Source organism: Hyphobacterium indicum, from assembly GCF_003129605.1.
GTDB lineage: Bacteria > Pseudomonadota > Alphaproteobacteria > Caulobacterales > Maricaulaceae > Hyphobacterium > Hyphobacterium indicum.
On the sequence record NZ_QBDX01000001.1, the window covers coordinates 553,271 to 573,614 of the forward strand.

Genomic DNA, 20,344 nt, shown 5'->3' on the forward strand with positions numbered 1-20,344 from the left:
CAAGGCCGCAGCCCGCGCTGCGGCCTTTTTCATTTGCCCCCTCACCCTCCCGACGCTGAAATGCTATCGCAATTCAGCATCGGGGCCCTCCCTCTCCCTCGAGGGAGAGGGCAGAGGGCGGCAGCCCTCGGGGTGAGGGGAACTTTGATAAATGAACTGGAAATTCGGCATCATTGGCGGATCAGGACTCTACGACCTTCCCGGCATGCAGCACGTCGAAAAGCGTGATGTTGAAACGCCCTGGGGAGCGCCGTCGGATGCGCTGACAACCGGCACGCTGAACGGTGTGGAACTGGTCTTTCTGCCGCGCCACGGACGCGGGCATCGCATTCCACCACACGAGATCAATTTCCGCGCCAATATCGCGGCGCTCAAACTCGCGGGCTGCACCGACATCCTGTCGATTTCCGCCTGCGGCTCCCTGAAGGCGGAATTGTCGCCGGGCCGGTTTGTCGTGCTGGACCAGTATATCGACCGCACCCGGTCCCGCGCCAACTCCTTCTTCGACGCCGGATGTGCGGCGCATGTCTCCATGGCCGAGCCGGTCTGCCAGCGCCTGGCTGCACTTGCCGCCGATGCCGCAGAGGCGGCTGGCGCGCCGGTGACGCGTGGCGGCACCTATCTGGCGATGGAAGGCCCGCAATTTTCCACCCGCGCCGAGAGCGCCCTCTATCGCAGCTGGGGGTGTGACGTGATCGGCATGACCAACATGCCCGAGGCCCGGCTCGCGCGTGAGGCCGAGCTGCCCTATGCCGCCATTGCCATGGTCACCGATTATGACAGCTGGAAAGCGGATGAGGCGGCCGTGGATGTGCCCGCCGTGCTTGCCGTGATGAAACAGAATGCCGGTCTGGCCAGAGAAACTATTGCCCGTCTGGCGGAATTGGTGTCGGATATGCCCCGGACGCCCTCACCGCAGGGGATCGAGACCGGACTGGATACGGCCATCATCACGCCGCCGGACGCGCGCGATCCTGAATTGGTCGAAAGACTGAAAGCGGTTGCGGGGCGCGTTCTCTAGGGGGTGTTGTGTGTTCCGGATCTGTTTGTGTTTTCTGTTTCTGGCGTCGGCGGCGGCTAATGCCACCGATTCATTGCCCGTTCCCCGTCAGCTTGCGGAAAATGCCAGCGCCTCGGTTGTTGATGTCATCTGCCGTGTCGGGCTGACCAATCGCGGCTCGCGCAGCCGGGGTGTGCTGGTCGCCGGCGGGGGCGAGGAACGCCGCTCGGAAGTCATCATCACCACCGGTCATGGCGTACGCTATTATAACAGCGCCGATCCGCGCCAGTGCTGGATCGTCGATGCGCAGGGGCAGAACCACGACATCATCTCCGTCATCCGCCCGCAGGGCATGAATTCCTCCTTCGATGACTGGGCAATCATCCTGACCGAGGACGATTTCGCCCATCCCGAATGGCGTCTGCCGATCGCCTGGATGCAGCCGGACCAGACCACACCGCGGCATGTCGCGCTGCTGGGCCGGGACCATCTGGCGACTGGTTGCACCCTCACGCGCAGCGAGCGCATCATGGATGGCGGCGAGCTGGTGCGGATGCATGATTGCGGGTCCCGCCACGGCCTTTCCGGTGCGCCGCTGCTGACGCTGGAAAACGGGCGTCTGTCGGTGATCGGCGTCAATGTCGGCCGCGTCACCGGTTTCAATGGCCAGTCCATCGCCGTGGTCTTTGACGAAGGCCTGATCGCCGCGACCCTGGAAGGCACGCTGCTGCGTGCCAGCGCTGCCGCACGCTGACACAAGTGTGATTTGTGGGCGCCAATGTCGGAGCCTAGTCTTTCCGGATGATCATTCGCGCACTCGTGATCCTTGGCTTTGTGACCTTTCCCGTAGGGGCAAATGATATCCAGCCGGCGGCCATGGAAAGTCCGGTCCCCGGGCGAGACGGGCTGGTCGACCTGGTGTGCCCGTTGCCTGGCTCCAGCGACCGCTTTGTCAGTCAAGCCTTCGTCGTGGAATTCCCGCAGGCACAGAATTTCGAAGTTCTGGTCGCCACACGTCATGGCGCCGGTGGCTTGCAAGCGCTGGACAATGCCGCTTGTTGGATCCGGGGGCCGAGCGGCGAGACCTACTCTATCTCAGATTCCCGCTATTCCCGGTCGAATGCGACGGATGACCATGACTGGCTGGTGATCCGTACTGAGCAGGAATTTGAACCGGAAGTGGCAAGGCTGACGCTGGCAAGGGTACAGGTCCCCCTGGTTGATCTGCCCGATATCGCACTCGTCCGCCAAAGCCGGATACCGACCGCCTGCCATGTGCTGGCCCAAACGGAAATCTTCCATAATGACGGAAGCCTGTTTGCGCATGATTGCCGGACCCGGCCGGGACTTTCAGGCTCGCCGATCATGATCGCCCACGATGGCGTCAATGTCGTGGTTGGCTTCCACCTTGGACGTGTGACGCAGTATTCCGCCGGGACATCGCAGCAATATGGCCTCGCGCGCTTGATAGATGCGGAAATAGAGCAGGCCATCATGGACTTGGCCTCGCAGGCCAATTAGCGTCATCGTCATGGGTTTGGACGTCTCCAGCCTTTACCGGTGCGGGTGTAATCATGATTGAAGCGTTTTTTCTTTTAGCGGTTCTCGGGCAGGACGCGCCGGTCCCGGAAATCGTCCGGCCCGCCCGCCCGATGATCGAGTGTTCCGAACACATCAATGACGACCGCGCTCTCCGCCGCTGTCTGGAGGATTTGCTGTCATCCGCAGAGGCGCAGGTCGGCGGCGCGCTGGACGCGGCGCGCAATGAGGCCGCCGAGATCGATCTGGACATGCCGGGCCTTGCCGAGGCCACCGCTCATCTCGATGCGGCTCATTCGGCCTGGATCACCTATCGCGATGCTGAATGCCAGCGCCGCGCCTCCCTGTTGATGATCGGCGATGACAGCGAGATGATGGCGCTCGACTGCCGCATCGCGCTCACGCGCGCCCGCACAACCGAGTTGCGCGAGCAATGAGCCTTCCAGTCCTGCACATCGGCAACAAGCGCCTGTCGAGCTGGTCAATGCGGCCCTGGCTGGCGCTGAAAAAGGCCGGTATCGCTTTCACAGAAAACCTCATTCCGCTGGATCAGGAGGACACGCGCGAACGCCTGCTGGCCCTGTCGCCGGCCGCCACGGTGCCGGTTCTGGAAACGCCGGACGGCCATATCTGGGACAGCCTGGCCATTTGCGAGTGGGCGGCCGAGCAAACCCCCTCGCTCTGGCCCGAAGACAAGGGTCTTCGCGCCCGCGCCCGGGCCATCACGGCGTCCATGCATTCCGGCTTCTCCGCCTTGCGCAATGAACTCGGCATGGACCTCCAGCGCGAACACGCCGCCATCGATATGAGCGTGGCCTGCTGGGCGGATATTGAAACCATCCAGACGCTCTGGGCACATGTGAAAACCGGCGAGGGGCCCTACCTGTTCGGCACATGGTCGATCGCTGATGCGTTCTTCACGCCTGTTGCGACGCGCTTCGAGACCTATTGCGTGCCGTTGTCCACAGATGCGGACGCCTATGTGAAGACGTTGCTGGCCGATCCTGTCTATAAGGAGTGGCACGACGCGGCCCGGCTTGAAACTTGGGACGCGCCCTTCCACTAGAGGCAAGATATGGACTTCATCAAGGACGCCATCCGCACCATTCCGGACTATCCCAGGCCGGGCATCCAGTTCCGCGATGTCACCACATTATTGAAGGATGCGCGCGCTTTCCGCGCCGCCATCGACCAGATGGTCCAGCCCTGGGCCGGCGCCAAGATCGACAAGGTCGCCGGCATCGAGGCCCGCGGCTTCATCCTCGGCGGGGCGGTGGCGCACCAATTGTCCGTCGGCTTCACGCCGGTGCGCAAGAAAGGCAAATTGCCCGCCCGCACGCTGGAAGAGGACTACCAGCTCGAATACGGCACTGACACTGTCGAGATCCACACCGATGCCGTCGCCGAAACCGAGCGCGTGCTGCTGGTCGATGATCTCATCGCCACCGGCGGCACCGCCGAAGCCGCGATCAAACTCCTGCGCCGCGCCGGTGCCGATGTCGTCGGCGCCACCTTTGTCATCGACCTGCCCGATCTCGGCGGTGCAAAGCGCATCGAAGCCCTCGGCGTGCCCTGCGCCAGCCTTGTGAGTTTCGAGGGGGAGTAGGGCGGTATTTTATCCGTCATCCCTGCGAAAGCAGGGACCCAGATACACCATTGAAATCCGCAGGCCCTGCGCCAACCTGCCGGCAACATTACCGCTGTGCAGATTGCGCGCATGGATTTGATGCGTTGCCGCCGCTCTGGGTCCCCGCTTTCGCAGGGATGACGAAATAAGGTCCCCTCGAACCACGCACGTCAGTCTGCTACCCTCCTCTCATAACAGGGGAGTGATTCATCATGTTTGTCGGTCATTATGGCCCCGCGCTCGCCGGGCCGCGCTTTGTCAAAACCGTGCCGGTCTGGGCGATGTGTGTGGCGGTCCAGTTCCTGGATTATCTGTGGGGCGCCTTCGTCTATTTCGGCATCGAGCATGTCCGCATCGAGCCGGGTTTTACCGAGGTCAGCCCGCTGGATCTCTACGACATGCCGTGGACGCATTCCCTCCTCATGGCCGTCGTCTGGTCCATCGTGCTCGGTTTTGTGTGGTCGCTGATCGCCCGCACACAGAAACGTGCCGGCGCCATCATCATCGGGCTGGGCGTCTTCTCGCACTGGCTGCTGGATCTGCTGGTGCATGTGCCCGATCTCGCCCTCTGGCCCGGTGGTCCCAAGGTCGGCTTTGGCTTGTGGAACAATGAGCCGGTCGCCCTGACGCTGGAATTCGGCGTTCTGGCGGTTGGGCTCTTGCTCTACATCTCCGCCACGAAGGCAAAGGGCGTGTTCGGGAAAATCAGCCCGTGGATTTTCGGTGCGCTTCTCGTCGGGCTCTATTCGATCAGCTTCTTTGCGCCGCCACCGGAAACCGCCCAGCAATTCGGCCCGATGGCGATTGTGCTCTACACGCTGGTCGCCGTGCTGGCCTGGCTACTCTGCGACCGGATGCGGGAGGCGCGGTAACCTCTCGAGGCCACCGAAAACTTTCCCCTCCCCCTGGTGGGGAGGGGGAGGGGTGGGGGGTAATTACCGGCATGGTATTTGCCATCATCACCCCACCCTGACGGCTGCGCCGTCTTCCCTCCCCATCAAGGGGAGGGGAATTTATCAGCGCGTCGACTTGAACGGCCGAGAAAACGACTACTCCCCGCCCAACAGCTCCCGCACATCCGCCACGAAGGCCTCCAGCGAGGGGTGGTGGATATACATCATGTGTCCGGCCTCATAATAGCCGAAGGTCACGCGGTCGGGATCAAAGCCGGGCTGGTTGAACATCAGCTCGGCGGCGAAAAACGGCGTCGCCAGATCATAATACCCCTGCGCCACCAGCACTTCGAGATCGGCATTCTGCCGCATTGCCGTGGCCAGCCAGGGCGTCACATTCACATAGGACGAGCCTTGCCCGGTCGACCGGTTCCAGCCTGATGCGGTCGGGATATCGATCACCGAATATTCCTCGGTAATGTCGACGCCGAGCGTATCGGTGAAATAATGCAGCATGGCGGCGGTATAGCCGCCATCAATGCCATAGGCGGACGGGTCGTATTCCGGCCCCTCGCTGACCGCATCGGCCTCCGCGCCGGTATAGCGGCTGTCCAGGCGCCCGACGGACAGGCCCTGATCGCGCAATAATTCCCGCATGAAGCGCTGCAGGCTGACACGCAGATTGGCGCGCAGCAGATACTCCTCCGACAGGCCGATATAGCCGGAAAGCTCTGCGGCCACGGCGCGACGGTCGGCTTCCGGCAGGCTCGCGCCACGAAGCAGCGCCGGCATATAGCGGTCATAGGCGAAAGTGCGGGCATCAGAGAGGAAGGCCTCGATATCGCCATTCCAGGCCGCCCGGTCGACGCGCTCATGATACCAGGCCGTGGCCGCAAATCCCGGCATCAGCCCGACAAAGCCGACATCATTGCCCTCGGACGTATCGTCATAGCGGAAATCCAGCACGGTCGAGATCAGCGCCACGCCGTTGAAGGAGACATCCGTCCAGCCGCCCTGCATCTCGTTCAGCAGGGCCGCGATCCGCGTCGTGCCATAGCTCTCGCCCAGCAGGTATTTCGGCGAATTCCAGCGCCGGTTCTCGGTCAGCCAGCGGCGGATGAAGGCACCCAGCACTTCGGCATCCTCGCGAATGCCCCAGAAGCGCCCGGTATCCGCCTCGCCCAGCGGGCGGCTCCAGCCCGTGCCCACGGGATCGACAAACACCAGATCCGTCTGATCAAGGATGGAGAGATTGTTCTCGATGATGGAATAGGGCGCCGCGCCGTCATCGCGCGCATCGGAAGGCAGGTCGAGCCGGTAGGGGCCGAACACGCCCATATGCAGCCACAGGCTGGCCGAGCCCGGCCCGCCATTGAAGATGAAGGCGACCGGGCGCGTGGTGCGGTCATCCACCCCTTCGCGGATATAGGCCGTGGAGAAGATGGACGCATAGGGCGTGCCATCATCCCCGGCCATGAAGGTCTCGCCGGCCACAACAGAATAGCGCACGCGCTGGCCATTGGCGGTGATCTGGCCGGTGCTTTCATAAACGCGGGAACCATCCTCGCGGGTTGTCGATCCCTCATCCTGTGCCGACGCCGTACAGGCGCTCAGGGCGATAACAAGAATAATGGCTGTCCAGCGTGTCATGAAGGGCTCCCCGCAATTTCCGGACGCAAGATAAAGCCTTCGCGCCGCAACGCAAATGGCGGTGCGGCAAGGCTGCGTGGCGTCAGTCCGCGTCTACAGGGTGGAGCACGGTGTTGAAGACAAAGGGTTCGCCAATCCGCTCGGCGATGGCCAGACGTGGCCGCATACCGGACTCCCGGCTGCCGATAATGCTGACAAGATACTGAACGACATAATTTCCTGACTGCAACTGATACAGATACGTTCCTGTGAGCATGCCGGTTTCGGGATTGCGTACGCCGGTCCAGCATACTCGCAGATTCAGCTCATTGCCTTCGGGATCGGTCAGGGGCTGATCAATGGCCTTGCCGGGATCGTCTGAGGCACAATAGGAACCGTCCGTATCGGCGCCGCTTGGCAGATAGGCCACACCGGCATTGATCTCGAAGTCGTAAACATCATCGTCTTCGCTCTCGACGGCCATCAGATTATCAAGCTCGGTGGCAACCATCGGGATAATGTTGTCTTGATCCAGCAGGACGAATCGCTCCGGATCGGACGCATCGAAGGCAGCCTGGACAAAATCGACCATGGCGCGAGCCGTTGCGAGCGAGGAGTCATCGCCTTCCATATCTTCCGCCACATGGCTGGTCGAGTCGATCAGCCTGCCGAAACGCTCCAGCGTATCCGCCGCCGACCCGGATGTGAAATCGGAGTCCTGCCCGAGCAGGCTCAATGCGAGAATCAGTTCGATCATCTCGGTGTCCTCCTTGCGCCCGACATTGCTGTGTTCTTGGTCTCTCGTCGAGGCGAAAAGACTCTGGCCAGAGCAATGTTGTCCGCGCTAGAGCAGGCGCATGAATTATCGCCACGCCTTCCATGCCGGAAATTTCGCCGATGTGCTGAAACACGCGGTTCTGGCGCAATGTCTCACCCATCTGAAGAAAAAGCCCGGGGCCTTCCGCTATATCGACACCCATGCCGGAGTCGGGGCCTATGATCTCACCTCCAGCGAGGCGCAGCGCAATCCCGAATGGGAGGGCGGCATCGCCCGCGTGCTCGCGGCAGAACGTCCGCCAGCTGTGGATGCGGCGCTGGCCCCCTTCCTCGACGTGGTCCGCGCCATGAATCCCGGGGACACCCTCACCACCTATCCCGGCTCGCCAGAGCTGGCCGCCCGCCTGCTGCGCGAACAGGACCGCGCCCATCTGTGCGAATTGCACGAGGCCGACGCCCGCACGCTGGACCAGCGCTATATCCGCAATGCCGCCGTCAAGGTGGAGCGCCGCGATGGCTACAAGGCCCTCGCCAGCCTGGTCCCGCCGCGGGAAAAGCGCGGCGTCGTGCTGGTCGATCCGCCCTTTGAACATCGCGACGAGATGGCCCACATGGCCGAAGCCGTCCGCAAGGCCGTGCCGAAATGGCCAACCGGCACATATATTTTCTGGCGGCCGCTCAAGGATTTGTGGGCCTCGGAACGCTTCGATGTCGGGCTGGCCGAATGGCTGTTCGAGGAGAATCTGGCGACACCGGAAAAAGTCCTGCGCGCCGATCTCTGGGTCCGCGACCTCGAAGCCGAGGGCAAGCTGGCCGGGGCGGGCGTCGTCATCCTCAACCCGCCCTATACGCTGGAAGCCCAGCTGCTCGAGCTACTGCCCTGGCTGGCGGAAACCCTCGCCACGGGTGAGGGCGCCGGCTGGCGGCTCGATGGCGCGGCAACGGATGAAAGCCTCTCGGTGGAGGAATTTTAGGCGACACGCTGACCGTTCCTGCGAAGGTGTTCAGGAAAAATCAATAAGGTGGCGCACTTTCCCCTCCCCCAGTGTGGGGAGGGGTAGGGTGGGGGAGAACATCAAACCGCTGCGCTGATCACCCCACCTTGACGGCTGCGCCGTCTTCCCTCCCCATCAAGGGGAGGGGAATTACGGATCCCGCATGTGAGTGCGGCGCCGCAACCGATGAAAGCCTCTCGGTGGAGGAGTTTTAGAGGCGGCATTTTTTCTCCCCCTGCTTGCGGGGGGAGTGGCCCGGAGGGCCGAGGGGGGGGCGAATAGCGGATGTGATCTTGCCCCCTCCGTCAGCTTCGCTGACACCTCCCCCGTGAACGGGGGAGGAAACCAACCCTAATACTCTTCCTCCTCCCAGAAGGGGTACCAGGGCGGCATGTCGGCGGATGGTTTCAGCGGAAACTCGGGCGGACGTTTTTCAAGAAAGCTCATCACGCCTTCCGCCGCATCCGGGCCGATTCCGGCATGCAGAATGGCTTTCGATTCAATGCGGTGCGCATCAATCGGCGTGTGCGGCCCCAGCATCCGCCACGCCATCTGCCGCATCACCGCCACCGAGACGGGCGCCGTCGTCTGCGCCAGCGTGCGCGCATAGTCCTGTGCAGCAGGCAGCAGATCCGCCGGCGCGTGCAGGCTTTTCAGCAACCCGGCCTGATGCGCTTCCTCGGTTAGGAAGGTCCGCCCCGACAACGCCCAGTCCATCGCTGTGGAAATGCCGACCACGCGCGGCAGAAACCAGCTCGCCGCCCCGTCCCAGGCGATCCCGCGCCTGGAAAACGGATAGGCCATTTTTGCGCCCGGCACGGCGAAGCGTACATCCATCGGCAGGATCATGGTTGCCCCGATCCCGACCGCCGGACCGTTGATGGCGGCAATCACCGGCTTGATCGAGTTGAAGATCCGCAGATTCATCAACCCGCCCGTATCGCGCCAGCGCGGGTCAGTATCATCCAGCTCGCCATCGGCTTTGGCCTGTGACACGGCATTGAAGGTTTCCGCGCCCAGCGACAGGTCCGCGCCTGCGCAGAAAGCCCGCCCTGACCCGGTGAAGATCACGGCGCGGACATCGTCATTGGCATCGGTATGATCGAGCGCCGCAATGACCTCGCGCATCATGTCATGCGTATAGGCATTCATGGCCTTGGGCCGGTGCAGCGTGATCGTGGCCACCGGCCCGTCAATCTCCAGCAGGATGGTGTCGAATGTCATGGCCATCTCCTAATCGTCAGTGCCGTCGCCGAACCATTCGCCGCGCTCGGTGACAAACACCACGGCCAGCGCCGCCAGCCCGGTCAGGGCCTGTCCGGCAATCAGCGGCAGGGTCGAGTCATTGTAGAGCTGGCCGATCACCGCGCCGATAATCGCCCCGATCACACCTGTCCCGAAACCATAGGCCGCAGACGCCGTTCCGGCCACATGCCCGACCGGCTCCATCGCCAGCGCGTTGAAATTGGCGGCAATCAGCCCCATCAGCATCATCGCCAGAGTCAGCAGCCCCATGAAGATCAGGAGGTTTTCCGACGCAAACACGATCAGCGCCACATGCGCCAGGCTGATCACGGTAAAGCCGATCAGCGCGCCCTGCGACAGCCGCCGCTGGCCCAGCCGCATCACCAGACGGGAATTGATGAAATTGGTGATTGCCATGCAGGCCGCCATGCCGGCAAAAGCCAGCGTCCACACCGTTCCTAGGCCGAAATACTCCGCCATGATCTGTTCGGACGAATTGAGCAGCCCATACAGCCCGCCGAAGAAGAAGGCCCCGGCCAGCATATAGCCGACCATGGCCCGATGCCGCAGGCTTTCCCGGTAGGCGCGCAGCGAATCCATGAAGTCCAGCTTGCGCCGGTATTCCTCGTGCAGCGTCTCCGGCAGCCGGATGCTCAGCCAGATCGCCAGGCCCGAGGCGGTCACCAGCAGGAAAACGAAAATCCACCGCCACGGCGCGATCAGCAGGATCGCCTGACCCAGGCTGGGCGCGATCACCGGCACGGCCATGAACACCATCATCGCCATGGAGACGACCTGCGCCATGCGCCGCCCGGAGGTCAGGTCGCGCGCAATCGCCGTGCCGATCACCCGCGCCGCGGCAATGCTCATCCCCTGTAACAGGCGGCCAATCAGCAGGATCTCGAAATCCCAGGCGATCAGACAGAATACGGTGGCGGCGATATAGAGCCCCAGAGCGCCGAGCAGGACCGGCTTGCGCCCCCAGCTGTCCGACAGCGGCCCGTAGATCAGTTGCGCCAGCCCGAAGCCGACCAGAAACGCCGTGATGACCAGCTGGCGCCGGTTCGGATTTTCCAGATCGAGATCATTGCCGATGGCTGGCAGGGCGGGCAGCATCATGTCGATGGACAGGGCCACAATGCCTGTCGAAAGGACCAGCAGCGTCACCAGCTGCCAGAACGTCATCAGATGACGTTCACCTGCAAATTCTGAATCCTGCATCTATCCCTCGTCCCCAACCCTAGGTGCGGGATTCAGCTCAGGATGGCAAGGCAGCGGCGCAGGCGGCTAATCGCCGGACGGGATCGCAAAGGTTCCCGGCTCGAACTCCGGATTAATCTCGACCGAAACGATACGGACAGTCTGCACGGTTTCGCCGGTACGCAGATCGACCGTCTCCTGCAGCATCGGGAACATCACGCCCTCGATCATCGTGAAATCCGACCGCCGGGTCTCGTGATATTCCTCGTCCGGATTGACGTCGGGATGAAGGGCATATTCGCTGCGGTCCCGAACCGGCAGGTAGGTCTCCGGATCGAGATAGAGCCGCTCCTCGAACCCGTCAGCCATCGCGAAATCCAGCGTGGGATAGACGACACCGTCAATCTCGACCGGCTCACCCTCGGTGATGGTGTGGCCCAGAGCAGCATATTCGTGCGGGCCGTAAAGATTGCCGTGTAAGCCGCGCAGCAGGATATCAGCGGCCGCTTCGGTGGTGGCATGTGCATCGCCATCGGCAAACATCTGCCAGCTCTGCCCTTGATCTAGCGCCTCGGTAAAGACCCGCGTGCCATCGGCATAGATGTCGATACGCATGCTGTCCGGACGTTCGGCCTGATAGACACCACGCACGTTAAAGCTGGGCTCGGTAATATCGAGTTCCAGCCGGATGCCGTTCACAGCCTCCAGCGCAGACTCGCCGCCCATGGCCACAACATGGCGGTCCAGAAGCTCCGGTTCGCTGGAACAGGCCGCGAGTGTCAGGGCCGACAGGGCCAGAATGCGCTTGTGCATGGTGAACACTCCTCAAATCGGGGAGCGGTCTGACGTAATTGATCTTGTCGTAAAATGACCGGCAGATTACCGATCACACATTGAACTTGAAGTGCAGGACATCGCCATCCTTGACGAGGTAGTCCTTGCCTTCCTGGCGCAGCTTTCCGGCCTCGCGGGCCCCGGCTTCGCCATTGTGGGTGACATAATCCTCATAGGCGATGGTTTCCGCCTTGATGAAGCCCTTCTCGAAATCACCATGAATGACACCGGCACAGCGCGGTGCGGTCCAGCCATGCTTGAAGGTCCAGGCCCGGGCCTCTTTCGGCCCGACCGTAAAAAAGGTCTGTAAGTCCAGAAGATTGTATCCGGCGTGAATCAGCCGGTCGAGGCCGGCCTCTTCCAGGCCGAGCGCGTCGAGATATTCAGCCCGCTCCTCATCTTCCAGCAGTGCCAGCTCGCTCTCGATCTTGGCCGAAATCACCACCGCGTCGGACCCCTGTTCCGCCGCATAATCCACCACGCGCTGGGAATGGGCATTGCCGGTGGCAGCGCTGTCCTCATCGACATTGGCGATATAGAGAACCGGCTTCGAGGTGAGGAGTTGCAGCATCCGCCAGGCCTTGCGCTGGTCGGCCGGCACGTCGGCCTTGCGCGCCGGGCGGCCCTCGGTCAGCTCCGCCAGGGCCAGATCGATCAGCGCCAGCGTTTCTTTCGCCTCCTTGTCGCCCGTCTTGGCGCGCTTTTCCAGATTGCCGCGGCGCTTTTCCAGGCTCTCCATATCGGCCAGCATCAGCTCGGTCTCGACCGTATCCAGATCCGCAATCGGATCCACCCGGTCCTCGACATGGGTGACATCGTCATCCTCGAAAGCGCGCAGCACATAGGCGATGGCATCGGTCTCGCGGATATTGGCGAGAAACTGATTGCCCAGCCCTTCGCCCTTGGAGGCGCCGCGCACCAGGCCGGCAATATCGACGAAATTCATCCGCGTCGGAATGATCTCCTTCGAGCCGGCGATTTTCGCCAGCACGTCCAGCCGCGGTTCCGGCATGGCGACATCACCGACATTGGGCTCGATCGTGCAGAAGGGATAATTGGCGGCTTGCGCCGCCGCGGTCTGCGTCAGCGCATTGAACAGGGTCGATTTACCGACATTCGGCAGGCCGACAATTCCGCATTTGAAACCCATCAGTCTTGTTCCTTGTCATTGTTTCCCGGCGCGGGCGCCAGATGTGTCACACGCGTCTGGAAGGCATCAAAATCGCCAGCGGCAAGCAGGGGGATGGAGCGGGCAATCGCATCCATCAGATCGCTGGCCCAGCCCTGATCGGCCTTCGGAATATCGGACAAGACATAGCCGGTGACGCGATTCTTGTCGCCGGGATGGCCGATGCCGATCCGGCCGCGGCGGAAATCGCCCTCGATATGGGCCTTGATCGAGCGCAGCCCGTTATTCCCGGCATGGCCGCCGCCCGTCTTCAGGCGGAATTTGCCGGGCGCAAGGTCCAGCTCGTCATGGAAGACAACAATCCGGTCAGCCGGGATATTGTAATAACGCGCGGCTTCGCCCACGGCCCGGCCGCTCTCATTGTAATAGGTGCCGGGTTTTAGCAGCAGGACTTTTTGCGGACCGGACGGCGTCTCGATCACGCCGTCACAGGCCGCGCCCTGGAAGCGCGCCTTCCAGGGGCCCAGATGCCAGTGACCGGCAATCGCATCCAGTGTGAGAAAGCCGATATTGTGGCGGTTATAGCGGTATTTCGCGTCCGGATTGCCCAGACCAACGACAAGCAGCATGACGGCCCCCGTTCAGCGGGGAGGCGAGGCCCCTAATCTTCGGAGCCTTCGCCCTCTTCTTCGCCTTCATCGGCTTCCGCCTCGGTGCCTTCATCGCCGTCTTCACCCTCTTCGACCTCGTCCTCTTCATCTTCGAGCGCAACGCGGGCGCCAGCCAGCGTGGCAATCGTGAAGTCGCGGTCGGAGATGGTCGGCGTGATGCCTTCCGGCAGGGTCACGTCGGAAATATGGACCGAATCGCCGATTTCCATGCCGCTGAGATCGATCTCGATCGATTCCGGGATGGAGCCGGCCGGGCAGGACAGCTCGACCGAGTGGCGGACCACGTTCAGCGCACCACCGCGTTTCAGGCCCGGAGCCTTGTCTTCATTGATGAAGTGAACCGTCACCTCGACATCGATGACGGAGTCGGCCTCGACGCGGAACAGGTCGACATGCAGCGGGAAATCGGAAACCGGATCGAACTGGACGTCCTTCGGGATCACCGTCTGCTTTTCGCCTTTATGCTCCAGCGTCACCATGTGCGACAGGAATTTGCCGGAATTGATCGCCTTGCGCAGGACGTTTTCGCGTACCGCAATGGCCACCGGGCCCAGCTTTCCGCCATACAGCGTGCCGGGAACGAAGCCGTCACGGCGCGCAGCGCGGGCGGCACCGGTGCCGGTGTTGTCGCGAACGTCGACGGGGAGAACGATGTCACTCATCGGTCTGATCCTTGAAACAAGAAAGGCCGCACCAGAAGCGGCCTATCGGGGCCACGCCCCAAGCCAGTTGAATTCGAGCCGCGGCGTATAGCCGATCACTTCACCGTGCGCAACCGCTCACAAGCGGGATTCACAGCCCGAAATGCGGCTAGTCGAACAGTTTGGAAACCGACTCTTCATTGGCGATGCGCCGGATCGCTTCACCGAGCAGGGGCGCAATCGAGATTTGCCGGATTTTCTTCGCCTTCAACGCCGCATCACTGACGGAAATGGAATCGGTGATGACGATCTCCGAGAGCTCCGAGCCTTCAATGCGTTCCACCGCCTTGCCCGACAGCACGCCATGCGTGACATAGGCGGCAACGCTGGTCGCGCCCTGTTCCTTCAGCTTCGCGGCGGCATTGCACAGCGTGCCGCCGGAATCGACGATATCGTCGAAAATGATACAGCTGCGGCCTTCGACATCGCCGATGATATTCATCACTTCCGACTGGCCGGGCTTGGGCCGGCGCTTGTCGACAATGGCGATATCGGCACCCAGCCGGCTGGCCAGCGCCCGCGCCCGCACCACGCCGCCCACATCCGGCGAGACGATCATCAGCTCGGACGTGTTGTAATGGCGCATGAGATCGTCCTCGAACACCGGCGTGACAAAGAGATTGTCGGTCGGGATGTCGAAAAAGCCCTGGATTTGGCCAGCGTGCAGGTCGAGCGTCAGCACCCGGTCCGCGCCGGCCTCGGAGATCAGATTGGCGACCAGCTTGGCGGTGATCGGCGTACGGCCGCCGGTCTTCCGGTCCTGCCTTGCATAGCCGAAATAGGGGATGACTGCCGTGATCCGCTTCGCACTGGCGCGTTTCAGCGCGTCAATGCAGATCAGCAACTCCATCAGATAGTCATTCGCCGGTTTCGACGTTGACTGGATCAGGAAAATATCCTCGCCGCGGATATTCTCGCCAATGCGGACGAAGATCTCGCCATCGGCGAAGCGTTCGATTTCACAATCGGTGAGAGGGGCGTCGAGATGTTCGCCGATCGCCTTCGCCAGAGGTGTGTTGGAAGTGCCTGAAACCAGTTTCAGAGGGGTCCGTCCCGCCATCGGTCCGCCTTTATGTCTGCCGCGCAGAGGTCCGATAGCAGAGCCCGCGCAAGTATTGAACCGTTAATTCATCCGTCCCCGGTAAATCCGGGCGGTTTTGGCAGGCCCTGTGCCGAGATCGTCATAACCTTGAACAATTCGCCCATCTGGTCGGGCTCGGACAGCCGCATCACCTGGCGCGCGATCCTGGTTTTCAGCTCCGGTGCCTGACCGATCAGCGCTGCCGCCCGCACTTCCAGCCCCATCGCCCGCAGCCAGTCGCCCTGCGGCGCGGGACCGGTGACCGCCAGCCCGCTCTGCCGCGCGAAATGCGCCAGCTGTTCGAAATCCACCCGTGCCGTCAGATCCGCCGTGCCCGGTGCCTCCAGCGGGTCGGCCTTCTGATGCTGGCGGATGGCCTGGAAGGTGTCGCCGGCCTCGCTGTGCGCCGGGCCGTAATCAATGAACAGGGCGTGGCCGGGATGATCGGCAAAGCGCCGGGCGAGATGATCCACCACCTGCTGATCCCCGGGGCGCAACTCCGCCAGCGTGCCGTCCGGCGCCTCGCGCAGACGCTCCGGCACCAGTTCTGCCTCCGTGCCGAGCCGCGGTCCCATCACGAAGCGGAAGGCCTCACCTGCCTCATCAAGGCCGATCAGGCGTTCATGCCACTGGCCCTTCTGTTTTATGGCCTGACGCACGGGCAGGCAGTCCAGAAACTCGTTACCCAGCAGGATGGCGGGTCCGGGCGGGATATCCTCGATGCGGTCCAGCCAGCCGATCTCCACCCCCATCGGCGTGAGTGTCCGGCCCTGCACCATCTTCAGCGCCGGACTCGCCTCGATGAGATGGAATTGCGCCGCCGCCATGAAGCCCGGAACCGCCCGTCCGGCGCGGATCACATCGCTCATCATCTGGCCGGTGCCGGGCCCCAGCTCAACGAGATGGAAGGCGGCGGGCCGGCCCATATCCATCCACACCTGGCCGCACCACAGGCCGATCAGCTCGCCGAACATCTGGCTGACCGCCGGCGCGGTGATGAAATCCTCGCCCGCCCCGATCGGGTTGCGGGTGGCGTAGAACCCCTCGCGCGGGTCAAACATGGCTTCGGTCATGAAAGCGGCGACCGATATCGGCCCGCCATGGCGGATCCGTTCGGCGATACGCCCGGCAATCCCGTCCATCATTTCGCCGCGACGGCCTTGGTCGGGGCCGGAGCGGGACCGGAGGTCAGCGCCCGGCGGATCAGCCAGGCCCCGGCAAAGATCATCGGAATCGATAACAGCATGCCCATCGTCACATAGCCCTGCAGGGCTTCGGGCATGTGCGCATCGGGTTCGCGCACGGTTTCCAGCACCGCGCGGGACAGGCCATAGATCAGAAGGAAAGCCCCGGTATTCAGCCCGGGACGCGACAGCGACCGGAATTTCCAGGTCAGCAAATTCACCACGGCGAAGATCAGCACGCCTTCCAGCGCTGCTTCATAGAGTTGGCTGGGATGGCGCAGCGCGCACAGCCGGTCATTGGCAAACCGCATCGCCCACGGCACATCCGTGACACGGCCCCACAATTCGCCATTCACGAAATTCGCCATCCGCCCGAAGAACAGACCGATCGGCGCGACAACGGCGGCGGCATCGGCGATGCGCCACAAATCCAGCTTGCGCGCCCGTGCCGTCAGCCACAGCGCCAGCCCCACGCCGATCAACCCGCCATGGAAGGACATGCCGCCTTCGGTGATGCCGGTAATCACCCATAGCGGACGCTCCCAGAAGGCGTCGATCTGATAGAACAGGACATAGCCCAGCCGCCCGCCGCCAATGACGCCGATCGTCGCCCATAACAGCAGGTCGTCTACATCATCCTCGTCAAACGGGGATCCTTTCGGCTTGCCCGCCCGCGGCACCCAGAGTTTCGGCCGCCGGGCCAGCGCCACCATATAGCGCCAGCCGATCAGCAGGCCGGCAATGTAGGCGAGCGCATACCAGCGGATATCGAAGGCCCAGCCCTGCTGGATGAAATCCAGCGGGATGGAAAGCAGGACCGGATCAAACTCGAAGGTCGGCTCGCATATCTGCTGCATATCGGCTCCCGCGCTGGCCTGTCACATTGCATCTGCGCCCTGAATTCGCATATACGCACAGACAAGGAAAGAAGGCCACGACATGCAAACCCGCAATCCGCTGCTCAACGACTTTGCCGAACTGATGACCGACGCCTTTGCCGCGGCGCAGGCTGCCGGTGAAGAGGCGCAGTCCGTCTTCCGCGCCCAGGCCGATAAAATGGCTGCGCGCATGGACCTCGTCAGCCGCGAGGAATTCGATGCGGTCAAGGCGGTGGCACAAGCCGCGCGCGACGAGGCCGACGCCTTGAAAGCGCGCATTGAAGCACTGGAAAAGGCGGCCACGAAGCCGGCGGCGAAAAAGGCACCGGCCAGCAAGGCCGCGCCGCGGAAATCCACAGCCAAAAAAGCCGCAACCGGCCGGAAGGCCAACTAATCCACGACCACACACCGCCCTGGCTATTGCCGCGGCAGAAAAACCGGCCCTAGGCTTGTCCCAAGGCCCGCGCGATTCGTCCGAATCGCTTGCGGAGGCCGGGACAGGGCAACCGGCGCGAAAGGATAACAAGGCATGGAACTCGCGACAGAGACCACATCGTATGACAGCGATCCGCTCGATGCCGTCGAGCAGGCCGTGATCGCCGAGCAATTGCCCTATGAGCGCGATGAAGGCGGCGAGCTGCACCTGTCGGCCCCCGGGGCCTGGCGCGATCACCAGATCTGGTTCGCCTGGCGGCCCGATCATGACGCCATCCACATCTGCGCCAGCCTGGAGCTGAAAGCGCCGAAGGCCCGCTTCCGCGAGATTTGCGAACTCGTGGCCCGCCTCAATGAAAAACTCTGGTATGGTCATTTCGATGTCTGGGAGGAGGATGGCGGCGTGGTCTGGCGTCACGGCATCCCGATCCCGCCGGGTGAAACCCTTTCACCGGCCCAGGCGGCGGCGCTGATCAGTGCCGCCCGCGAGGCCGGCGAGCGTTTCTACCCCGCTTTCCAGTTCCTCGTCTGGGGCGGAAAGACCGTCGAGGAAGCGGCCCAGTCGGCCATGTTTGAAACCATTGGAGAGGCTTGAGCCTTGACCACGGATGGACGCATTGCCCTCATCGGAGCGGGCCGCATGGGCGGCGCGCTGGCCTCTGGCTGGCTGCGGGGCAAGGGAAAGCTCGACCCCTCGCGCCTGATTATCTGCGCGCCCAATCCCACTGACGGGATGGCGGAGCTGATCCGCGAGCATGACCTCAAGCGCGTGGACGCGCTGGAGCCGCGCATGGCGAAGGATGTCTCGCTGGTGGTACTGGCGGTGAAGCCGCAAATCTTCCACCAGATCGCCGGCGATCTCGCCAAGGTCCTGCCCGGGGGCTGCGCCATCATATCGGTCATGGCCGGCGTCACCATCCGCACCATGACCGAGGCGCTGGGCGACCGCCCGATCATCCGCGCCATGCCCAACACGCCCGCCGCCATCGGTGCCGGCATCATCGTCGCCGTGGCCAATGAGGCGGGCGAGGCGCGCAAGGCCGACGCCACGAAGCTGTTGAAAGTCGGCGGGGCGGTCGAATGGATTCCGGATGAGCGCATGATGGATGCGGTCACGGCGGTCTCCGGTTCCGGCCCGGCCTATTTCTTCCTGCTCGCCGAAGCCCTGGCGGGCGCTGGCGAGAATGAGGGCCTGCCGCGCGAGCTCGCCGAGAAGCTGGCGGCCAACACGCTGACCGGTGCGGGCCAGTTGCTCAAGGCGTCCGGTCTCACCCCGCAGGAACTCCGGCGTCAGGTGACCTCGCCGAATGGCACGACACAGGCGGCGCTCGATGTGATGATGGGCAATAGCGCCCTGCCGGAATTGATGCGCCGCGCGGTCAACGCCGCCGAACGCCGCTCGCGTCAGCTCAGCGACCCGAACCGCTAGCTTTCGGAGCTGGGTGGAATGCCCGGCAGAAGGGCGCGCAGGAAAAGCTGGCCGGAAAAGCCGACATCGCCTTGCAATTCGCGATGTATGCGCACGCCGCGCGTCATGCGCACCACGACCAGATCATAATCCGGCAGGATAAAGAGCCGCTGATCGCCAGACCCGGCGGCGGCGTAGACGGTCGGGAAGTTTGCGGGTGCGGCGGCAATTCCGCCCCGGGCCGTGCGGAAGCGGCTGCGCGGCTCGACGCCCTCATGATGTATCCACCAGCCCATGCCATACATGCGCATATAGCGTTGCTCGAACATCGCGGCAGTGGCCTCGGCATCGAGCAGGCGCGTTCCGCCAATCTCCCCGCCCTGTGACACCAGATAGCCAAAGCGCGCCCAGTGCATGGGTGAGATCTCGACGCCTTCGGACAGCAGCGGGTCGCCTTCGAAATGCGACCAGGAGGCGACATCGGCATTGATCGGGATCAGCACGCGCGAGCGAAAATAGTCGGCCGGCGACATGTCGCTTCCCGCCGCTTCCAGCTTTCGCCGCATCACCTCGCCGAAGACGGCAAACGGGCGTGGGCCATAGGCAAAACGGGTGCCGGGATCATTCCGCGCATTCGAACGGACCGCATTTTCGTATGAGACATAGCGGTCCTGCACCACGTGAATACCGCTCACCAGAGACAGAAGTTGCCGTATGGTGATCTGCGACAGGCGCTCATCATCCTGCCATTCGGTCAGCGTGTCCGCGACCGGCTCGTCCAGCGTCAACAGACCGTCTTCCACCGCCGCGGCGGCCATCGCCGCCGTGAAACTCTTCACGCCACTGGCCAGCTCCCAGGCCTCATCGGGCTCGCTATTGCGGTAGTGTTCGCAGACCACCACGCCGCGATGCACAACCACCACCGCCTCACCGCGATAGCGGTCGCTGTAGGTTGCCGCCGCGTCGCAATCAATCTCGAACGCCTGCGCGCTCTCCGTCTGCGCCATGGCGGCTGCAGAGGCGAGAAATCCCAGCAAGATGATGAAGACGATACGCATAGAATCTCCCCGGGCCGCTTGTCTGGCCATGCCGGGGATGCTGCCTGCCGGATCGGTGCC

Annotated in this window: 23 protein-coding genes; 11 read left to right on the forward strand and 12 right to left on the reverse strand. The window is 63.0% G+C overall.

Going from position 1 to position 20,344, the window contains the following annotated elements; genetic code table 11:
* Positions 1 to 151: 151 nt before the first annotated feature.
* The 7 genes from DBR16_RS02720 to DBR16_RS02750 all read left to right on the forward strand — a co-directional run bounded on the left by DBR16_RS02720 (position 152) and on the right by DBR16_RS02750 (position 5,038).
* Positions 152 to 1,021, forward strand: coding sequence for an S-methyl-5'-thioadenosine phosphorylase (locus DBR16_RS02720; RefSeq protein WP_109259687.1), 870 nt, complete (start codon positions 152 to 154; stop codon positions 1,019 to 1,021).
* Positions 1,022 to 1,031: 10 nt separating this feature from the next.
* A complete protein-coding gene (locus DBR16_RS02725) occupies positions 1,032 to 1,754 on the forward strand; it encodes a trypsin-like serine peptidase (protein ID WP_109259688.1) in 723 nt (240 codons plus the stop codon).
* A 47-nt stretch (positions 1,755 to 1,801) separates the two neighbouring features.
* Positions 1,802 to 2,521, forward strand: a complete 720-nt coding sequence (locus DBR16_RS02730) for a trypsin-like serine peptidase (RefSeq protein WP_109259689.1) — start codon at positions 1,802 to 1,804, stop codon at positions 2,519 to 2,521.
* 53 nt (positions 2,522 to 2,574) lie between these two features.
* Positions 2,575 to 2,976, forward strand: a complete 402-nt coding sequence (locus tag DBR16_RS02735; RefSeq protein WP_109259690.1) for a lysozyme inhibitor LprI family protein — start codon at positions 2,575 to 2,577, stop codon at positions 2,974 to 2,976.
* Positions 2,973 to 3,605, forward strand: coding sequence for a glutathione S-transferase family protein (locus DBR16_RS02740; protein WP_109259691.1), 633 nt, complete (start codon positions 2,973 to 2,975; stop codon positions 3,603 to 3,605). The genes DBR16_RS02735 and DBR16_RS02740 overlap by 4 nt, the downstream gene beginning before the upstream one ends.
* Positions 3,606 to 3,614: 9 nt before the next feature.
* Entirely contained in the window at positions 3,615 to 4,145 is a 531-nt protein-coding gene (locus DBR16_RS02745; RefSeq protein ID WP_109259692.1) for an adenine phosphoribosyltransferase, read from the forward strand.
* Between the two features lie 233 nt (positions 4,146 to 4,378).
* Entirely contained in the window at positions 4,379 to 5,038 is a 660-nt protein-coding gene (locus DBR16_RS02750; protein ID WP_109259693.1) for a metal-dependent hydrolase, read from the forward strand.
* 177 nt (positions 5,039 to 5,215) lie between these two features.
* On the opposite strand, the gene DBR16_RS02755 is transcribed toward DBR16_RS02750, so the two are convergent.
* Both DBR16_RS02755 and DBR16_RS02760 read right to left on the reverse strand, forming a co-directional pair.
* Positions 5,216 to 6,709 carry a S10 family peptidase gene (locus DBR16_RS02755; RefSeq protein WP_109259694.1) on the reverse strand — a complete coding sequence of 498 codons (1,494 nt, stop codon included), beginning with the start codon at positions 6,707 to 6,709 and terminating at the stop codon, positions 5,216 to 5,218.
* 82 nt (positions 6,710 to 6,791) lie between these two features.
* Entirely contained in the window at positions 6,792 to 7,445 is a 654-nt protein-coding gene (locus DBR16_RS02760; RefSeq protein ID WP_109259695.1) for a hypothetical protein, read from the reverse strand.
* A gap of 100 nt (positions 7,446 to 7,545) precedes the next feature.
* Between DBR16_RS02760 and DBR16_RS02765 the strand changes: the two genes are divergently transcribed.
* Positions 7,546 to 8,439, forward strand: coding sequence for a 23S rRNA (adenine(2030)-N(6))-methyltransferase RlmJ (locus DBR16_RS02765; protein ID WP_109259696.1), 894 nt, complete (start codon positions 7,546 to 7,548; stop codon positions 8,437 to 8,439).
* Between the two features lie 372 nt (positions 8,440 to 8,811).
* Here the strand turns inward: DBR16_RS02765 and DBR16_RS02770 are convergent, their stop codons facing one another.
* From DBR16_RS02770 to lgt, 9 genes are all read right to left on the reverse strand, one after another.
* The gene (locus DBR16_RS02770; protein ID WP_109259697.1) at positions 8,812 to 9,684 is read right to left on the reverse strand and encodes an enoyl-CoA hydratase-related protein; all 873 of its coding nucleotides are present in this window, start codon (positions 9,682 to 9,684) and stop codon (positions 8,812 to 8,814) included.
* Positions 9,685 to 9,693: 9 nt separating this feature from the next.
* A complete protein-coding gene (locus DBR16_RS02775; RefSeq protein ID WP_109259698.1) occupies positions 9,694 to 10,926 on the reverse strand; it encodes a multidrug effflux MFS transporter in 1,233 nt (410 codons plus the stop codon).
* Between the two features lie 66 nt (positions 10,927 to 10,992).
* A complete protein-coding gene (locus DBR16_RS02780) occupies positions 10,993 to 11,718 on the reverse strand; it encodes a LolA-like protein (RefSeq protein ID WP_109259699.1) in 726 nt (241 codons plus the stop codon).
* Positions 11,719 to 11,791: 73 nt separating this feature from the next.
* Positions 11,792 to 12,889: a redox-regulated ATPase YchF gene (gene ychF / locus DBR16_RS02785; protein WP_109259700.1), complete on the reverse strand. Its 1,098-nt coding sequence runs from the start codon at positions 12,887 to 12,889 to the stop codon at positions 11,792 to 11,794.
* Entirely contained in the window at positions 12,889 to 13,497 is a 609-nt protein-coding gene (gene pth, locus DBR16_RS02790; protein WP_109259701.1) for an aminoacyl-tRNA hydrolase, read from the reverse strand. The genes ychF and pth overlap by 1 nt, the downstream gene beginning before the upstream one ends.
* A 32-nt stretch (positions 13,498 to 13,529) precedes the next feature.
* Positions 13,530 to 14,201: a 50S ribosomal protein L25/general stress protein Ctc gene (locus DBR16_RS02795; protein ID WP_109259702.1), complete on the reverse strand. Its 672-nt coding sequence runs from the start codon at positions 14,199 to 14,201 to the stop codon at positions 13,530 to 13,532.
* 148 nt (positions 14,202 to 14,349) lie between these two features.
* Entirely contained in the window at positions 14,350 to 15,282 is a 933-nt protein-coding gene (locus DBR16_RS02800) for a ribose-phosphate pyrophosphokinase (RefSeq protein ID WP_109260026.1), read from the reverse strand.
* An 86-nt stretch (positions 15,283 to 15,368) separates the two neighbouring features.
* Positions 15,369 to 16,466 (reverse strand): class I SAM-dependent methyltransferase, encoded by a 1,098-nt coding sequence (locus tag DBR16_RS02805; RefSeq protein ID WP_170108316.1) that lies wholly within the window; start codon positions 16,464 to 16,466, stop codon positions 15,369 to 15,371.
* Positions 16,463 to 17,362 carry a prolipoprotein diacylglyceryl transferase gene (gene lgt / locus DBR16_RS02810; RefSeq protein ID WP_109259704.1) on the reverse strand — a complete coding sequence of 300 codons (900 nt, stop codon included), beginning with the start codon at positions 17,360 to 17,362 and terminating at the stop codon, positions 16,463 to 16,465. The genes DBR16_RS02805 and lgt overlap by 4 nt, the downstream gene beginning before the upstream one ends.
* Before the next feature lie 82 nt (positions 17,363 to 17,444).
* On the opposite strand from lgt, the gene DBR16_RS02815 reads away from it, so the two are divergent.
* From DBR16_RS02815 to proC, 3 genes are all read left to right on the forward strand, one after another.
* On the forward strand, positions 17,445 to 17,777 hold the full coding sequence (locus DBR16_RS02815; protein WP_109259705.1) for an accessory factor UbiK family protein: 333 nt from the start codon (positions 17,445 to 17,447) through the stop codon (positions 17,775 to 17,777).
* 135 nt (positions 17,778 to 17,912) lie between these two features.
* A complete protein-coding gene (locus DBR16_RS02820; protein WP_109259706.1) occupies positions 17,913 to 18,413 on the forward strand; it encodes a type III secretion system chaperone family protein in 501 nt (166 codons plus the stop codon).
* 3 nt (positions 18,414 to 18,416) lie between these two features.
* Positions 18,417 to 19,247: a pyrroline-5-carboxylate reductase gene (proC, locus tag DBR16_RS02825; RefSeq protein WP_109259707.1), complete on the forward strand. Its 831-nt coding sequence runs from the start codon at positions 18,417 to 18,419 to the stop codon at positions 19,245 to 19,247.
* Here proC and DBR16_RS02830 read toward each other — a convergent pair.
* On the reverse strand, positions 19,244 to 20,284 hold the full coding sequence (locus DBR16_RS02830) for a serine hydrolase domain-containing protein (RefSeq protein ID WP_161539384.1): 1,041 nt from the start codon (positions 20,282 to 20,284) through the stop codon (positions 19,244 to 19,246). The genes proC and DBR16_RS02830 overlap by 4 nt on opposite strands.
* Positions 20,285 to 20,344 lie beyond the last annotated feature (60 nt).

What these genes read in the sequence shown, in the direction of transcription:
- DBR16_RS02720 (WP_109259687.1), top strand. Translation starts at nt 152, where the DNA reads ATGAACTGGAAATTCGGCATCATTGGCGGATCAGGACTCTACGACCTT.
- DBR16_RS02730 (WP_109259689.1), top strand. Translation starts at nt 1,802, where the DNA reads ATGATCATTCGCGCACTCGTGATCCTTGGCTTTGTGACCTTTCCCGTA.
- DBR16_RS02735 (WP_109259690.1), top strand. Translation starts at nt 2,575, where the DNA reads ATGATTGAAGCGTTTTTTCTTTTAGCGGTTCTCGGGCAGGACGCGCCG.
- DBR16_RS02740 (WP_109259691.1), top strand. Translation starts at nt 2,973, where the DNA reads ATGAGCCTTCCAGTCCTGCACATCGGCAACAAGCGCCTGTCGAGCTGG.
- DBR16_RS02745 (WP_109259692.1), top strand. Translation starts at nt 3,615, where the DNA reads ATGGACTTCATCAAGGACGCCATCCGCACCATTCCGGACTATCCCAGG.
- DBR16_RS02750 (WP_109259693.1), top strand. Translation starts at nt 4,379, where the DNA reads ATGTTTGTCGGTCATTATGGCCCCGCGCTCGCCGGGCCGCGCTTTGTC.
- DBR16_RS02755 (WP_109259694.1), bottom strand. Translation starts at nt 6,709, where the DNA reads ATGACACGCTGGACAGCCATTATTCTTGTTATCGCCCTGAGCGCCTGT.
- DBR16_RS02760 (WP_109259695.1), bottom strand. Translation starts at nt 7,445, where the DNA reads ATGATCGAACTGATTCTCGCATTGAGCCTGCTCGGGCAGGACTCCGAT.
- DBR16_RS02765 (WP_109259696.1), top strand. Translation starts at nt 7,546, where the DNA reads ATGAATTATCGCCACGCCTTCCATGCCGGAAATTTCGCCGATGTGCTG.
- DBR16_RS02770 (WP_109259697.1), bottom strand. Translation starts at nt 9,684, where the DNA reads ATGACATTCGACACCATCCTGCTGGAGATTGACGGGCCGGTGGCCACG.
- DBR16_RS02775 (WP_109259698.1), bottom strand. Translation starts at nt 10,926, where the DNA reads ATGCAGGATTCAGAATTTGCAGGTGAACGTCATCTGATGACGTTCTGG.
- DBR16_RS02780 (WP_109259699.1), bottom strand. Translation starts at nt 11,718, where the DNA reads ATGCACAAGCGCATTCTGGCCCTGTCGGCCCTGACACTCGCGGCCTGT.
- ychF (WP_109259700.1), bottom strand. Translation starts at nt 12,889, where the DNA reads ATGGGTTTCAAATGCGGAATTGTCGGCCTGCCGAATGTCGGTAAATCG.
- pth (WP_109259701.1), bottom strand. Translation starts at nt 13,497, where the DNA reads ATGCTGCTTGTCGTTGGTCTGGGCAATCCGGACGCGAAATACCGCTAT.
- DBR16_RS02795 (WP_109259702.1), bottom strand. Translation starts at nt 14,201, where the DNA reads ATGAGTGACATCGTTCTCCCCGTCGACGTTCGCGACAACACCGGCACC.
- DBR16_RS02805 (WP_170108316.1), bottom strand. Translation starts at nt 16,466, where the DNA reads ATGATGGACGGGATTGCCGGGCGTATCGCCGAACGGATCCGCCATGGC.
- lgt (WP_109259704.1), bottom strand. Translation starts at nt 17,362, where the DNA reads ATGCAGCAGATATGCGAGCCGACCTTCGAGTTTGATCCGGTCCTGCTT.
- DBR16_RS02815 (WP_109259705.1), top strand. Translation starts at nt 17,445, where the DNA reads ATGCAAACCCGCAATCCGCTGCTCAACGACTTTGCCGAACTGATGACC.
- DBR16_RS02820 (WP_109259706.1), top strand. Translation starts at nt 17,913, where the DNA reads ATGGAACTCGCGACAGAGACCACATCGTATGACAGCGATCCGCTCGAT.
- DBR16_RS02830 (WP_161539384.1), bottom strand. Translation starts at nt 20,284, where the DNA reads ATGCGTATCGTCTTCATCATCTTGCTGGGATTTCTCGCCTCTGCAGCC.